This window comes from Paenibacillus apii (genome assembly GCF_011043685.1).
Classification (GTDB): domain Bacteria; phylum Bacillota; class Bacilli; order Paenibacillales; family Paenibacillaceae; genus Paenibacillus_AQ; species Paenibacillus_AQ sabinae.
Genome location: NZ_JAAKGU010000001.1, coordinates 1132623 through 1148647 on the forward strand (window position 1 = coordinate 1132623; position 16025 = coordinate 1148647).

Annotated in this window: 9 protein-coding genes and 1 other annotated feature (1 of these 10 only partly in view); of the genes, 1 reads left to right on the forward strand and 8 read right to left on the reverse strand. The window is 54.3% G+C overall.

What is annotated here, in order from left to right; translation table 11 throughout:
* Positions 1 to 54: 54 nt before the first annotated feature.
* The 7 genes from G5B47_RS05610 to G5B47_RS05640 form a co-directional block, all read right to left on the reverse strand.
* Positions 55 to 3771, reverse strand: a complete 3717-nt coding sequence (locus G5B47_RS05610; RefSeq protein ID WP_235957082.1) for an alpha/beta hydrolase fold domain-containing protein — start codon at positions 3769 to 3771, stop codon at positions 55 to 57.
* Positions 3772 to 3845: 74 nt separating this feature from the next.
* A complete protein-coding gene (locus tag G5B47_RS05615; protein ID WP_025335975.1) occupies positions 3846 to 5402 on the reverse strand; it encodes an extracellular solute-binding protein in 1557 nt (518 codons plus the stop codon).
* 21 nt (positions 5403 to 5423) lie between these two features.
* Complete coding sequence (locus G5B47_RS05620; RefSeq protein ID WP_165095207.1) at positions 5424 to 6485, reverse strand: SGNH/GDSL hydrolase family protein; 1062 nt, start codon at positions 6483 to 6485, stop codon at positions 5424 to 5426.
* 221 nt (positions 6486 to 6706) lie between these two features.
* A complete protein-coding gene (locus tag G5B47_RS05625; protein WP_158442601.1) occupies positions 6707 to 8068 on the reverse strand; it encodes an extracellular solute-binding protein in 1362 nt (453 codons plus the stop codon).
* Positions 8069 to 8323: 255 nt separating this feature from the next.
* The gene (locus G5B47_RS05630) at positions 8324 to 11008 is read right to left on the reverse strand and encodes a ComEC/Rec2 family competence protein (protein WP_165095210.1); all 2685 of its coding nucleotides are present in this window, start codon (positions 11006 to 11008) and stop codon (positions 8324 to 8326) included.
* Between the two features lie 182 nt (positions 11009 to 11190).
* The gene (locus G5B47_RS05635) at positions 11191 to 11709 is read right to left on the reverse strand and encodes a deoxycytidylate deaminase (RefSeq protein WP_165095213.1); all 519 of its coding nucleotides are present in this window, start codon (positions 11707 to 11709) and stop codon (positions 11191 to 11193) included.
* A gap of 109 nt (positions 11710 to 11818) precedes the next feature.
* Entirely contained in the window at positions 11819 to 12367 is a 549-nt protein-coding gene (locus G5B47_RS05640) for a ComEA family DNA-binding protein (RefSeq protein WP_165095215.1), read from the reverse strand.
* A 154-nt stretch (positions 12368 to 12521) separates the two neighbouring features.
* Between G5B47_RS05640 and comER the strand changes: the two genes are divergently transcribed.
* Positions 12522 to 13364, forward strand: a complete 843-nt coding sequence (gene comER, locus G5B47_RS05645) for a late competence protein ComER (protein WP_165095218.1) — start codon at positions 12522 to 12524, stop codon at positions 13362 to 13364.
* Between the two features lie 130 nt (positions 13365 to 13494).
* On the opposite strand, the gene leuS is transcribed toward comER, so the two are convergent.
* On the reverse strand, positions 13495 to 15942 hold the full coding sequence (gene leuS / locus G5B47_RS05650) for a leucine--tRNA ligase (protein WP_165095221.1): 2448 nt from the start codon (positions 15940 to 15942) through the stop codon (positions 13495 to 13497).
* A 65-nt stretch (positions 15943 to 16007) separates the two neighbouring features.
* Positions 16008 to 16025: a binding site (T-box leader), on the reverse strand; it runs 271 nt beyond the window's last position.

Below are 16025 nucleotides of genomic sequence, written 5' to 3' on the forward strand. Positions count from 1 at the left end.
TGTTTTTTTACGGTCTACTTGACGGGGCTATGACCAATAGTTTACCGCTCCATGTCAGTCAATTCCATCTGCGCTGTCGGAAGGCCAGCCTTCAACTCCTTCCACTTGTTCGCTTTTGAAGTAATTGACGCCGATACTGTCAACGAGATTCCCCTGCAGGACGATCCCGGTTCCAGCGAGAAGTCGTATGCCGTTCGTATTGCCGGTCAGCGAATTTCTGATCAATTGAACGTTCAGCGGGTCACCCTCTCCGATATTATTTGCCTTGCTGTCGCCGGGATCATGCTCAAGCGATATCGCCCAATAATTTGACGCGGTATTATAGCGAATGACATTCTCTTTGATAATCGTGCCCGGCCCGTTCAAGATCCGGATGCCCTTGGCACCCTCTATTAGGGTTGTGTATTCAATCAGATTACGCTCGATGACTGTATCTGGCGTACCCATAATTACATTGATTCCTTCTCTTGTATTGCGAATCGTATTGTCATGGATATAGTTGCGCGGTCCTGTCTTGCTGTGATTGCTGGGCGCCGTACCGCCGGTGTTTCCAAGTCCGATCCCAGCGCCGGTAGGAATATCGGAAATCACGTTGCCGTATATTTCGTTCAAATATTCGAGTTCCCCGTGCAGATCGATGGCATCCAGCTTTGTATTCACAAACTGATTGTTTCGCAGGACATTGTTATGTGCGACAAATTGGATCAGCACGCCATGCCGCAAATAAGGCCCTTCGAAACGGGAGTCCTCGACAACGTTCCAAAGCGTGTCGTTCGCGTACCCGTTGCGATCCTGTTTGGCCAAACCCTGAATCGACACGCCGTAGCCGGCACCGCCCGGACCCAAATCCGTCGCATTGCGAAACGTGCTGCGGCGTACGACAATATCACGGCTGTTGTCGATACGAACGCCCATACGCAAATACTTCTCCACATTAACCTGATCAACCGTGATGTTGTATGACGGAACCTCGCCAAAATTCGCGATGACTATCATGCTGTCGGGACCGCCGGCGTCCGGGTTGTTCACTTTATGGTCCGTCGTGTAAACACCGTTCCAGGTGGAAGTTAATGTGAGATTGGATATGGACAGATCATGCTGTCCGGATACTTTCATCAGCGCGCTGTTTCTCACCTTGTCGAGTGACGTTTTGAGGATGGTTTTGGATTGATTTTCGCCACGAAGGTTTACGCCTGACTTGAGCTTTAAACTCACAAGGGTATCCAATGTCGAGTTCAAATTATAAACCCCGGACGGCAAATAGACTTCGTCACCTGGCTGGGCACTGTCAATGGCGGCTTGAATGGCTGTGCCGTCGTCTGTGTCGTTATCGGCCGGATCGGCATTAAAGTTCAACACGTTCAGGATACGCCCGGATGTCGCATGCGGGGAATGAACCGGATGCACCGTTCCGTCAGCCTCGGTTAATCCCGGAGCTGTAAACGGAACCGGCTCCCGGGCCGGACCAGGCGTGTAGTTCGGAATGCTCGCTACAGGCGTATCGCCATTCGCAAACGGCGCATAGATGTTTACCTCCGATAAGCTCGTATAGGCACTGCCGTCGGAATTCCCAAGACCTACAATTCGCACATATCTCGCTTCTGTGTCCGGGAGATCGAATGGCTGCATCTCCGTCGTCCTGCCGCTGCTGGCGCCAGACCATCCCGGAGTCCACATCACACCGTCATCCGAAGTTTCAATAACAAATTGGGTCGTGCGCAAATCACCTTTATAAAATGCAACACCTAAATAGCCGATCGACTTACTTTCGCCTAAATCGTACTGGATCCAGGCTCCGTTACCGGCGGCGGACCAACGGGTGAACAGGTTATTATCGATGGTATTCGTTGCGATATTGCCGTCGCTGTCGCTGGCTGTCACGTTTACCGTCGGGTAAGGAACGATGGGTTCTGTCAGCGTAGAACGGATGAAAGAAAGCGGCGCCGATGCATTGCCCGACAGATCCACCGCTTTAACCTTAAAGGCGTACGCCGTGCCCGGGTGAAGCCCGGTGACCGTATAAGTCGCGTCGGTAACAGTTGATAGGAGCTCGTCATCCTGGTAAACGCGATATTCGCCGATACCCTGATTATCCATGGCGGCCGACCACGCAAGTTGTATGAAGTCTGTGCCTATATTAACGGTTTTCAACGAACTGCCATCCGGCCAGGACGGCGGCACATGGTCGTTTGAAGCATCCGGCTCGTGCACAGTGGGCATTGCTGCGGTACGATTCTTCACATATTGATCCAGGAAGGCCCACGCCTCGGCGCTTGCTTGCTCAGCCGCTTCGCCGGTGAAACCGTGCCCCTGCCCCGGCACGATCTTAACATCGATCACTTTCACGCCTGCGTCCTTCAATTGATTGGAGAACGTAACGCTGTCCGTGTACGGGATCGTCGCATCCGCATCACCATGGCGGATGAAAAAAGGCGGATCGTCCGGCGACGCATAAGTGCCAGGCATAGCCAGCCGCGCCTGATCCGGTACGGAGAACGCGTTATTCCCGCCTAAAAGCGCTGTCACGGAGCTGTAGCTATTGGCAAATTTCGTTGTAAAATCCGCTGGTCCGTACATATCGACAACCGCTTGCACTTGATCGGAATATTCCTGCCAACCGCCCGTCCCATCCAAATCCGGAACGTTTACGACATGGCCTGTATCCAGCGCGATGGTCTCACCTGAGTCCATGTGCCCTGTCGTACCGAGCAGCGAAGCCAGATGACCTCCTGCGGACGAACCCCATACGCCGATCCGACTGGGGTCCAGATGGTATTCTGCCGCATGCGCGCGCAAATATCGAATTGCCAGCTTCACATCCTGAAGTTGCGCCGGAAACGGCGCTTCCGGGGTTAAGCGGTAATCCAGCGATACCCCGATGTAGCCGCGCTTGGTCACATAGTTGCAGATGTTTGCAAGGGCTTGCTTCCGGTCCCCGTGGTTCCAGCCTCCACCATGAATATATACCATCACCGGCATCGGAGCATGAGGAGTGGTCTTTGGTACGGCAATCGAAGTATAAATTGACCGCGTTCCGGCAGTTCCAATCAGCACGTCTTCATACAGCTCGACGCCTTCCGGAACCGGAAACGGCTGAGGCTCTACCGGCGGAGGGATCGGGACCGGTGTCTCGGCGGGCGGTATACCGGGAATGGCTTGAGCCTTGATGGCGACACTATCGATGTACATATTCGCGCTCATCAATTCGCCCACACGAAACCGAACTTTGACGTTCGGGTTGTTGTTGGCTCCGCTGCCCAGGAATTGGACTTTGAGCTTGTTCGGCTCGCTGTTCTTTTGTTCCAACGTCCCCGGAGGCAGCTTGAATTCCTCCAGCGTTGTCCAAGTCGTTCCTCCGTCGTCCGACCATTCCACGATGATGCTTCCCCCGATGTAGGAGGATGCCCGAGTATAATAACTCAATTGAAGATTGCCGTACCCCGTCGTATTAACCGGCAGGGCCAATGCGTCCTTGCCGTCGATTTTCACCAGATTCGGCGTGGACGGGGCCGTGGACGACACCGAAGTTTTCGCCAAGCTGTTTTCTTCGCCTTCCTGCAGCCATGGTGCCGGAATGGGAACGCCGCCGACCGATCCGAAATTGTCAGGGTCATCGAAGTTTTCCTCGTAGAGTGTAACATTGTCGCCGGACGGTTCAGCTGCATAAATTGAAGTAAGCGCTTGCAATTCGAAGGGCGGACATAACAAAACCAAAGCCAACAGTACACTTGTGCCAAGTCGATAAGCTTTCCTACGCAATCCGTTGCTCAAATGAATTCCTCCCAAACAAGGTATAGGAAATATCAAGCCGCATGGAGTATCTCAAACCTCGATAGCTGCGCTGCTTATTTATGTCGGGACAATATGACGCCGTCGTTTTTGTTATAACGTTCTGTTGCTTCCTTGACAACTTCACGGCCGCCTTTCTGCAGCCATTCCTCCACCACCTTCGGATAATCGGAAATCGACTCCTTGCCGTATACCATATTGATCACATGCGTCAATATGACGGGCGGCAGCTTATCTGCGGTCGGGGTGATATCCGGGTTTTTCTGGTAGCCTTGCAGTTGGGGCTCGAATTGAATCCCGTCGCGTCCCTCATTCGCAAGTACCGTATCGTAGAACTTCATCAAGTCTCTCCCTTCGGAGGTGAGGCTGAGTGCACCTTTATTGTAGGTCGTATCCTGTACGAACCATAGCAGTATTTGACGAAACGTTTCCTCGTCGACTTCACTGGCGTTTTTCGGATTCCTGTAGTTTATTTTTCCATTCTCTACTGTGTAATTTTCCCCTTCAATCCCGAAGGTAAAGAACTTCTCCGCTTCGTCACTGACCATCCAGTTGAAAAACTTGACGATCCCGGCGGGGTCCTTCGCTTTCTTATTGATTAAATAGGCTCGCGGCACCGTACCGACGAGGCGAAGTCCACCCTTTCCGTCCGGCCCTGTCGGCGAGGCAATCAGCTTCATTTTTCCGGTGGGTACCTGTTCCTTTAGCTGCTGGTCCCATTGGATCAATAGGTTGGCATTCATGTTCCAGATGCCCGCTTTTCCTGCAAGAATATCGTTCTTGAATTTAGCCGGATTAATCGTGACGAACTCCTTGTTGATCAACCCCTCGTCGAACATTGTCTTGTACGTTTGGATCGTTTTTTGCATATTCTCGATATTCATGAATTTCGGTACGATTTGATCCCCTTGTTTCGTAAAGAAATTGGCGAAGGTGTCATAAGACCCGAAGAACATATCCGAAAACACAAAGTCCTCCCGGCCCATGTAAGGATTCTCCACACCCATCTTCTTGAAGGCACGCATGACGTTCAGGAAATCGTCCACCGTTTTTGGTTCTGGCAGACCTGTTTTTTCCAAAAGGTCCGCGCGAATCCAAGTCGCTCGGCGTGACGGATTGGACAGCCATTCCGGAATGGCGTAGATGTTGCCCTTCTCATCGGTCTCCATCTCCCAAGCCTCCTTCGGAATTTTTTTGAGAAGGTCTTGCCCATACTTCTGAAGCAATTCATTTAGGGGCAGGAATACTCCGGCCTCCACGGAACCGGCCAACTGGGGATTCGTCAGGCTGGAGCTTGCTTGAACGACATCCGGAATGTCGTTGATCGCGAACATTTGGATCATTTGCTTATCAAAATTTTTCTGCTGCATCAAACGGATGTTAAGATCTGTGTTTGTAAGTTCCTCCAGCTTTTTCACCCATTTGTCTTCATTGATATCCGGATGATTTTCCGCATACGAAATGTTGCCGGTCCGAAACGATATGGAGAAGGAGGTTTTCTTTCCCGAACTCTCCCCTGCTTGTTCCTGTGCCCCCTTCGTTGAAGAGGAACATCCGATCATAGAGGCTGCTAATAGTGACACCCCCACCATGGATAGCATCCACCGCTTCATTCCCATCATCCCCCTATTATATTAATTTTTGTAATCGGCACTCGAATGTCCAGACGTTCGAAGCGACTCGACCGCAGGCCGCAGCAGCTTGGCTAAATGCTCGCTCATCAGCATGTGCCCGTAATCGGAAGGATGAATCAAATCGGACGTGAGCGATGTAAGATCGCGCATGATCCATGCGCCATCCAACAGATGCAGCTGCGGATGTTTTCTACTTTCGCAGTATTGAAGCAGCTCTTTGTTGAAGATTTTCTCTTGGACATGAAGAAGATGCGATTCATCAAGAAAATAAGTTGCGCGATTCGGATAAATCGTAGTGACAAACACCGGTTTGTCGGGATGGCGTTCGATTACATGGTCCAGCAGGTAAGTCACCCTCCGCTTGAATTCCTCGGGAGTCACCACTGCGCGCATATTGACGCCGAGCTCCAGAAACAGGAAGTCCCAATCCTCGCGTTCGGCCAGATGATCGGCAACAACGGTCTCGCAGTAACAAGATCCGCTGAGCGCGAGGTTAAGCACATCCACGCCGAGTCTGCGCGCCGACTGCTGCAAATATCCGTTGAAATGGTGCGTGGATCCTGCGCTCTGACTGATGGAAGACCCGTATGCCAGCATCGTAAGCGTTGGAACCTCATCCGGCCTCGGCACGCGCACTTCACAGCCAAAGGCATCCACCTCGTAGAAGACAGCCCCGAAGCGGTCAAAATGCAAGCGCCACACGTTAGAGGAAAATCCAGACTGATTCAGCCTGTCGCTCGGCACCTCTACGAAACGCTCCGGTTCCTCCAGGTGCAGGGTGGTTACCGTACCGGCCTGCAGACAATGCTGGGAATGAAAAAAATCCCCTCTGCATACCACGATGCTGCCGTTAATATCATTCGAGCCGACGGTGACCCTGACATGCTTCGATTCGGTGACAAACCGCAATTCGCAGCCGTTCGATTGTACGGCCTTGGTCCTTCCTTTCTCCGACAAACCGATGCGCACATGCTGCGGAAAACGCTGCAGGTGCAATCCGGAATGATGGGGTTTATGTACCAGCTCCGAAACATTGTGAAAATACACGCCTTGCTCTTCCATCTTTGCAGCCACACCACCTTAATGATTAAGAATTACGTTAACTCATATCTGACTCCTAACAAATCATATACCAATAATGAAAGCGCAGTCAATATGAATTATCATGATTTATGAGTTATATATGAGCCAATAATTGTGCAATAATCAAATAATCCAGCAAAGAAAAAAGCACAAGTTCAGCGCTGAACCTGTGCTGGAATTTTCGGATGGAAATGCAACCCTCAAGAGCGCGGAGTCTCCTGATCCGCCGTGTTCAATGTTACCTCGAGCCTGCGGCATAACTCGCCCTTATCCAGCAAGCCAGAAACAAACATCATGATATCACGTTGAATCTCCTTCAACTGGCGGTTATTTAAGCCCAGCTCCGTCACCATGCGATAGGTGGGAAAGATCTCGCGGTAAAGCTGAAAGCGGGCCGGACGATAAACGACTTCCTCGCCTTCCCATTCCATCGCCAAACGGTTGGCTGCAATATTCAGCGTCTTGCGCCGAATGAGCAGTTGCGCCTCGTACGAGGTGAGAAAATCGACGAGAAGCATGGCTGCATCCTTGTTCTGCGATTTAGAGTTAACTGCCAGTCCGTTTATGATCAGCAGCGTATTGGTATTTTGCAGCCTGGGCAGCGGGGCAATGTCGAACGCCAGATCAGAATGACGCAATTGATTCAAAAAGTAATAGGTGGTCATAATCATGGACACTTTGCCTTGCAAGAACAAGGCTTCTGCATCCGCATCGCTCTCGGACAGTATGGTTGGGAATACATCTTTCATGCTTATCAGCTTTCGACAGGTCCCCAAACTATCGATTAGCTTTGAGCCGCAGAGCAGGAATTTGCCTTCGCCGTCCTTTTCTGCATCGAACGTCGTGCCGCTCTGAAGCAGAAATAATGGCCACCGGTTACGAGAAGGCAGATAAAAATAAAAACCGTACCAGTCATGTCCTTCAGCCACCTTACGTCCGTTAGAGAACAAATCGTCCCAGGTCCAACTGCTGTCGGGAGGCGATATGCCGGCTTCCTTAAAGTGGCGTTTATTATAACAAAGCACGACAGGAGAAAATATGAAGGGGCGAACGCGATTCCTGTCACCGTACCGGAACGGTTCGGAAAGAATACGGTACGCGTCCGGCTGCTCCTCCAGCGGCTCCAGCAGCTCCGTACACCCTTGCTCCAAAAAATCCTGGTAATTGTTATTGTTGATCAGTACGACATCCATGATTTCCGATTGCAAATATTCCTTCAGCGATGCCGAGTAGCTTCCTGAAGGCAATTCGAGCGGCTGAACGTCGATATGCGGATACCTTTTGCCGAACTCATTCAGAAGCTCTTGCATCTCTACAAGCTTTGGGATGGTGTTCACATATCCGAATTTGATCGTCGTTTTGTACTCCGGTGCCGGAGGGATTACCCGATTGCCGACACGCGGAATTTTCTCAATCAGGCCTTCGTCCACCAGTACCTTAAGACCGTTTCGCACGGAAGCGTTACTAAGTCCGAAACGCACCTCCAAGTCGCTCTCCGAAGGAAGATAACTGCCGATCGCAATACTCCCGGAACGAATTTCATGTCGCAATGTTTGAATCATTTCCTCTATCTTAATACGGAAAAATTTTCGGCTATTCCTTTTCTGCATTGGGGTTCCTCGCCATCTTCCGGTTACTCCTGCCCATATGGGACAAGTTTACAGTACTCATCATACTGAAATCCTTTCGGAACGACAAGTCTCGGAGTTTGGTCCGAGTAAAACGCGCGTACAGCGCCGACGGCGGCCAGACAGTGGCGGCCAATGCGCCAAGTAGTGATCGCGGATGTCCCCCCATATTATCCGATTGTTCTCTCGTCATTTCCCCTCCAACTTATGACGTACCGATATTCCTTCCGGCAGAACTCTCATTTGAATCTCCCCGTGCTGGTCCGTGCGAAAAACCGTTGTTCGGGCTGCGGATAACCGTTCTAGCACTTCGCCATTAGGATGGCCGTATAGGTTGTTGACCCCGGCGGAGATTACTGCGGCACGCGGCTTCCAGAACTCCAGCCAGACGCCGCCAGTCGATGACTTGCTGCCGTGATGGGCGACTTTCAGCACATCTACGGGGAAGGCAGTTTCTCTTGATGCCCGGACGGCCGAAATCATGCGTTCCTCGCTCTCCATATCAACATCCCCGGTAAACAAAAAGCTTGTGCCGCTCATATCGAGGCGAAAGACAACGGAAGCCGGATTCTGCTTCTCCAGCACCGGAATTTCTTCGCCCGCCGGGTTCATCGGCTCCGGCCACAAGAAGGTGAGCTTGGCGGAGTCGTCCGGTGTCAGAGTCATCCCCCGATGAACGCCGTACAGCTTTACTCCGCGATCAAGCGCCGTCTTCATCAGCTTGATGTATTCCTCCCGCTCTGCCAGCGTTCCGTTGAACAGCAGCGCCGACACCGGAATCTCTTCCAGCACGGCCTGAAGACCGCCAGCGTGATCCTGATCCCCATGCGTCAAAATTACCGCATCCAGCCGGTGGATGCCGCGCTTTTTGAGCAGGGGAACGAGCGTCTTCGCCCCGACCTCGTAAGGGCTGCGGCGGATACGCCATGCCTCCTTGCTGCCGTAGCTCATCGTCCCTCCGCCGTCCACCAGAATGTGGGCGCCTTCTGGCGTCGTAATCAGCATGCTGTCGCCCTGCCCCACATCAAAAAAGCTGACGGAGCCCTCGGGCGAAAGCCTCTCTGGCCGGTACCCCGCATACAGCAACAAGCCGAAGCTTCCGGCGAGGACCGCAGCGGCGATCCGATAGCGAATCAGCGTCCTGGCACGCTCCGGATCACCGGGGAACGCGGAAGCGGAATGCGGCGCCTTGGATAACGGCTGCAGCCCCTCAAGCGGCCTTGTTTCGTCTTCCGCATACAGCGGCGCATCGCTCATGTCGGCGTAATGCTTAAGTATCCACAGCAGCGCATACAGCAGCGTATAATACAGGGCGATCCATAGCAGAGATGGCGAGCGCCAAATCGATATTCCCGCATAGCGCCCGGTCCACTCCACTGCGTTAAACGTCACATCGTTCATCCATTCAACGGCATGGGCCAGCGCCTTGGCGCCGGCCGGCCATATCCCGCCGAGCAGCAGCGCAGCCGTTCCAGCGGGGAGCACGGCGAAGGTGATGAAGGGAACGAGCGCTAAATTGGCCGCAAAAGACAGCAGCGCAAACTGGTTAAAGTAATAGATGGTCAGCGGAAAAGAAACAAGCTGCGCGACCAGCGTAACGGCCACAGCGCTTCCGAGCCTGCGGGGCAGTGCGGCGACAAGCGGCATGGCAAGGGGGACATAGACCATAAGACCGGCCGTAACGAGAAAAGACAGCTGAAAGCTGACATTCAGCAAAAAATACGGCTCCCATACCAGCATAAGCAGGGCGGAGGCGGCCAAAATGTGCATGCCGTCCTTCAGCACACCCATGCGCGCCGCATATAAGGCAATCATGCTCATCAGCCCCGCCCGGACGACGGACGGGCCCGCGCCGGACAGCAGCACATATGCAGGAACCAGCAGCAGCGTAACAGTCAGCGCCGTCTCTCTGGTAAACCTCAGCCGCGACAGGAGAAACAGCAGGAAGCCCGCGTATACCGCGACATGCATCCCTGAAATGGCAAGAATATGTGTCAGACCGAGCCTGGAAAACTGGCGGTACGTCGCGGGGTCCAGCTCATCCTGCATGCCGATAATCAGACCCTTCAGATAAGCGGCGTCCTTCTTCCGGAACAGCGATTCAAGCTCTTCCCCCAGCTGCGCTCTAACATCATCGTTCCAGCGCAAAAGCGTCCGAAAGCTCCACGCTGCGGGAGACGATGCATCGACTTGTCCGGTCCCGGCAACTTTTAGCAGCCAATGGATATGCCGGTTCCGCAAGTAAGCGCGGTAATCGAAGCCCCCGAAATTCCGGGCGCCGGAAGGGGAAGTCAGCGTGCCATTCAGTATTACACGGTCTCCTCTTCTCCAGGAGGCTGCGACAGCGATTTCCTGCTCGGCCTGGAGTTTAAGCTGAACGGCGATTTGTTCGCCATGGGCCGGCCCGGCAACTGCTGTGTGGCCAGATCCAATTGTTCCGTCCGGGCTTGTTGGCATTACCGACTTGTCCTCTCCGCCATTGGACAATGAAACGGCCGGTGAACCGGATGACCGAATACTGTCCAGCTTCACTGTAAAATCAACGCGGTCGCCGTCCCGTTCCACCGTTGAAACAATCGTCCCTTCCGCAGCAACCGCCAGTTCTTCCAGCCGGGCGGAGGGCATCCCCAGCGCCTGCGGAAGGACGCTTGTGTTCCGCAGGTCATTCCATTCCCAGTACGCTCCGCCTAAGGCAAGCGTTACCCACAGCAGGATCAGGTGCTTCCGGCTCCACCGGCCGGACATCAGGGCTGCCGCCAGCAGCAGCGACACTCCGGCCCAAGCAGCAAGAAGTCTTCCTGCGGTCAGCATGCTTGCGGCTGCGTTTCCTGCGATCCAGCAGACGACCACATAGAGCAGCGGTCTTTTTCTCATCACCCTTCCTCCTTATCTTCGTAAAATAACCAACTTGTTAAGCTAAGTGCGGCTCCTCAAGCGGCAACAAAAAAAAAGAACCCCTGCCAACGCAACAGCGTTAAACAGAGGTTCTTCCTCTTGGATTCTTCAATTTTCGTAACAGATGTAGAATTCGTGGATAAGCTGCCAAACTGCCCGCCTTAGTCGGATACGCTCAGCACCGTCTCACGAGGAGGCTCATACCCTTCCAGCCGGCGGAACTGGATGCCTTTTGAAGCCATCATCAACCGGACCTTTTCCGTGTCCTTCGGATAGCTCCGGTGGTAGACGATTTCCACGACCCCGCTGTTCGCAAGCATATTCGCGCAGGTCCAGCACGGCTCGTCGGTTACATATACCGTACTGCCTTCACGGTCAATCCGGTCCGTAAAGAGCAGCAAATTCTGCTCCGCATGGATCGTCCGGATGCAGCGCTGCTTCTTGACCATCGTCTCCACCCCATCCACAATCTCCAGCTCATACTGCTCGGAGACCATGCATCCCTCTTCGGAGCAGTCGGACACACCCATGGGTGCTCCGTTATAGGCGGTGCCTAGCAGCTTCTTCCCCTGAACAAGCACGGCTCCGACATGACGGCGGGGGCAGCGTGAACGGGTCGAGACCATAAAGGCGATGTCCATGAAATAGGTATCCCAATCTTTGCGATAGGCAGTGGTCATTGTCGTTCCCCATTTTCTTCAAAATCGTTGTTCTCTATTGTAGCATATCCTCCCATCCGCACACTATAACAACCGTCGCTTACGGATTAATCCGTCAAGCCAAGCTGTATTAAAAAGCAACATAGGGCTTCAGCTTTTCCAGCATTTTGGGGCCGATTCCTTTTACATTCTGTAAATCCGTCGGGCTGCGGAACGGCCCATGCTGCTTCCGGTAATCCAGAATCGCCTGCGCTTTCTTTTCCCCGATGCCCGGCAGGCTGGTGAGCTCTGTGAGGCCCGCCGTATTGACATTAACCTTGCCTTCGGCAGACGTCTGGGCATCCGCAGCTCCAGCAGCGGGAGCAGCGTCATGACCCGGCAGGCTCCCGCCGGTCCCGGACTGCGCTGCGAGAACCGGCGCTGTTGCCGTTACAGCCTCGCCGGCCCATGGACTGCCGCCTACTTCCCCAGCCGCCCCGCTCCTCCCGGTAGCCGCCTGTCCTCCGTCTCTGCCAATACTGGCGCTGGCATCCTGCCCGCCTTCAATCGCCTGCGCGACCCGGGCATTGAGCATTTCCCAGCCCTCGGTTCCCTGATCCCGGCCGCTTCCCGCCATCCAGATCAGGCCGCTTCCGATTATTGCTGCGGCGATTCTGCCGATTAGCATAGTCTTTTTCATAACCGCTCACCTCTTCTTCTATGACTTCTGAATGATCTGTAATCCTTTTCCAGATTCCACTTAAAAATTTGGTATGCGTACAGGACTGAAATGCATACATATAACGAAGAACATTACTGCCAATGAGTAAAGCGCGAAAGGAGGGAACCACAGGATGAAAGTGGGTTTTATCGGAACGGGCAGCATGGGCGGCCTGTTGATCGACGCCTTTCTTTCTTCCGGGGGGCTTCGGGCGGGTGATGTGATTGCCAGCAACCGCAGTCCGCAGAAGCTCGCTCGGCTCGCGCAGCTTCACCCCGGGATCACGCTGGCTGAAAGCAACGGCGAGACTGCGGTCAAGAGCGATATCTTATTTTTATGCGTCAAGCCGATGGAATTTAAAGCACTGACCGATGAAATCGGCCATTGTCTCCGGAGTGAACAAATCGTCGTATCTATTACCAGTCCGGTACAGATTTACCACCTGGAACGTGCCCTGCCGTCCAAAATCGCCAAAATCATCCCCAGCATCACGCACAGCATATACAGCGGTACCTCGCTCTGCGTGTTCGGCAGCCGCCTCGGGAACGAAGACAAGGCGAAGCTGCTGCAGCTGATGTCCCACATCGGCACTCCGGTGGAAATAGATGAGCACCATACACGCATTTCTTCCGATTTCTCCAGCTGTGGTCCGGCGTTTCTGAGCTACTTTATAGAACGATGGATTGAGGCCGGCGCGGAGGCTACCGGAATCGACCGGACGCTAGCGGTAAAACTCGTGGCCGAGATGCTGCTTGGGACGGGCAAGCTGCTGACCGAAGGCGGATTTACGCCCCAGGAGCTGCAGGATCGGGTCGCCGTCCCCGGCGGCATTACCGCCGAAGCCCTGAACCACCTGCGCTGCAGTCTGGACGGTGTGTTCGAGCGGCTGACCGCAACGACACACGGGAAGTACGGTGAGGATTTGGCCAAACTCGATTCTTTGTTCGAACAGGACGGGATTCACCCGAACAAATGAGAAGCAGCCCAGCGAAAATGCCCGGCTCTTGCGGCGAGAGCTTGACCGGGATATCCCGCCGTGACACTCTCAAACACGCAAAAAACCCCGCAGCGGGATAAATTCCCGCCGCGGGGTTTGGCGTGCTTCGCTAACCCGCTACAATATTGACCAGCTTGCCCGGAACCGCAATCACCTTGCGTACGGTCTTGCCTTCGATTGCCGCGCTCACATTCGGAAGAGCCAGCGCATGCGCCTGCATCTCCTCTTGTCCCATGCCCTGCGGAATCAGGCTGCGTTGAACGATTTTGCCGTTCACCTGAACCACGATTTCCACCTCGGCGTCCACCGTCAGCGCCTCGTCATAAGATGGCCATTCCACATAAGAGATGGTGCCCTCATGTCCAAGCAGCTGCCACAGCTCTTCGGCAAGATGCGGAGCGAGCGGAGACAACATCTGCGCGAAGTTTACCATCGCCTTGACCGGAAGCGTCTCCTGCTTGTAGGCGTCGTTGATAAAGATCATCAGCTGGCTGATTGCCGTATTGAACCGCAGATTTTCGAGATCATCGGTGACTTTCTTGATCGTCTTGTGCCAAGTGCGCTTGAATTCCTCGGTACCGCCGTTCTCGGTGATTTTGGCGTTCAGGCCGCCCTCTTCACTTACGAACAGGCGCCATACGCGGGAAAGGAAGCGGTGAATGCCTTCCACGCCGTTTGCGTTCCACGGCTTGGTTGCTTCCAGCGGTCCCATGAACATTTCATACACGCGGAGTGTATCTGCGCCGAATTCGTTCACAATCTCATCGGGATTGATGACATTGCCCCGGGATTTACTCATCTTCTCGTTGTTCGTGCCGAGAATCATGCCCTGGTTGACCAGCTTGTGGAACGGCTCCTTCGTGTTCACAACGCCGATATCGTACAGCACCTTGTGCCAGAAGCGGGCATACAGCAGGTGAAGCACCGCATGCTCGGCGCCGCCGATGTACAGGTCGACCGGCAGCCATTCCTTCTGCTTCTCGGGAGAACACAGCTCCTTGTCGTTATGCGGATCGATGTAACGCAGGTAGTACCAGCAGCTGCCGGCCCACTGCGGCATCGTGTTCGTCTCGCGGCGGGCTTTCATGCCGGTCTCGGGGTCCACCGTTTCGACCCATTCCGTCACATTGGCCAGCGGCGATTCGCCCGTGCCCGAAGGCTTGATCGCGTCGACATCCGGCAGAACAAGCGGCAGCTGGTCTTCCGGGACCGTCTTCATCGTGCCGTCTTCCAGATGCAGAATCGGGATCGGCTCGCCCCAATAGCGCTGGCGGCTGAACAGCCAGTCGCGCAGGCGATAGGTTACCTTGCCCTTGCCAAAGCCCTTTTCCTCAAGCCAGGAGATCATGGCGGCGATAGCCACTGTATTGTCCAGCCCGTTCAGGAAGTCGGAATTGACATGCGGACCGTCGCCGCTGTAGGCTTCCTCTTCCAGATTTCCGCCCTGGACAACCTCGATAATGTCAAGCCCGAACTGCTTGGCGAACTCCCAGTCGCGGGTGTCGTGTCCCGGTACCGCCATAATCGCGCCGGTGCCGTATCCGGCCAGGACGTAGTCGGCGATCCAGATCGGCAGCTTGGCGCCGTTGACCGGGTTGACCGCATAGGCACCCGTGAACACGCCGGTCTTCTCTTTGGCGAGATCCGTCCGCTCCAGATCACTCTTGCGGGCGGCAAGCTCCTTGTAATCCTCCACAGCCTGTCGCTGGGCGTCCGTTGTGATCGAAGCGACCAGCTCGTGCTCAGGCGCGAGCACGCAGTAACTGGCCCCGAACAGCGTGTCGGGACGGGTGGTAAACACGGTCAAGTCCGCATCATGCCCGTCGATGCGGAAGGTGACTTCGGCGCCCTTCGATTTGCCGATCCAGTTGCGCTGCATGTCCTTGATGCTTTCGGACCAGTCCAGCTCTTCCAGGTCCTCCAGCAGACGTTCAGCGTATTCGGTGATCCGCAGAATCCACTGGCGCATCGGTCTGCGGATGACGGGATGCCCGCCGCGCTCGCTTTTGCCGTCGATGACTTCTTCGTTAGACAGTACGGTGCCAAGCGCCGGACACCAGTTCACCGGCACCTCTGCCACGTAAGCCAGGCCGCGTTTGTACAGCTGAATGAAGATCCACTGCGTCCATTTATAGTAGCTGGGGTCCGTTGTGCTGATCTCGCGGTCCCAATCGTAGGAGAAGCCCAGCGATTTGATCTGACGGCGGAAATTATTGACGTTCTTGACCGTGATATCACGCGGATGCTGTCCCGTATCCAGCGCATGCTGCTCGGCCGGCAGGCCGAAAGCGTCCCAGCCCATCGGATGAAGCACATTATAGCCGCGCATCCGCTTGTAGCGGGAGACGATATCCGTCGCCGTATAGCCTTCCGGATGCCCTACATGCAGACCGGCTCCCGAAGGGTAAGGAAACATGTCAAGCGCGTAAAATTTAGGCTTGCTCGGGTCTTCCCCGGTTTTGAACGTGTGATGCTCTTCCCAATATTTCTGCCATTTCGGTTCCAGTACCTGCGCCCGGTAACCCTGGGCAGTCGTATTCCCCTTGTTGTCACTCATAACCTATTCCTCCTTGAATTGCTGCGAACAATCAATAAAAAAGCCTCCCATCCCTAGCGTATAACGCTAGGGACGAGAGGCTG

Bases quoted from the DNA above. Each gene is read 5' to 3' on its own strand.
- G5B47_RS05615 (WP_025335975.1), bottom strand. From the start codon at position 5,402: ATGAAGCGGTGGATGCTATCCATGGTGGGGGTGTCACTATTAGCAGCC.
- G5B47_RS05620 (WP_165095207.1), bottom strand. From the start codon at position 6,485: ATGGAAGAGCAAGGCGTGTATTTTCACAATGTTTCGGAGCTGGTACAT.
- G5B47_RS05625 (WP_158442601.1), bottom strand. From the start codon at position 8,068: ATGATTCAAACATTGCGACATGAAATTCGTTCCGGGAGTATTGCGATC.
- G5B47_RS05630 (WP_165095210.1), bottom strand. From the start codon at position 11,008: ATGAGAAAAAGACCGCTGCTCTATGTGGTCGTCTGCTGGATCGCAGGA.
- G5B47_RS05635 (WP_165095213.1), bottom strand. From the start codon at position 11,709: ATGACCACTGCCTATCGCAAAGATTGGGATACCTATTTCATGGACATC.
- G5B47_RS05640 (WP_165095215.1), bottom strand. From the start codon at position 12,367: ATGAAAAAGACTATGCTAATCGGCAGAATCGCCGCAGCAATAATCGGA.
- comER (WP_165095218.1), top strand. From the start codon at position 12,522: ATGAAAGTGGGTTTTATCGGAACGGGCAGCATGGGCGGCCTGTTGATC.
- leuS (WP_165095221.1), bottom strand. From the start codon at position 15,942: ATGAGTGACAACAAGGGGAATACGACTGCCCAGGGTTACCGGGCGCAG.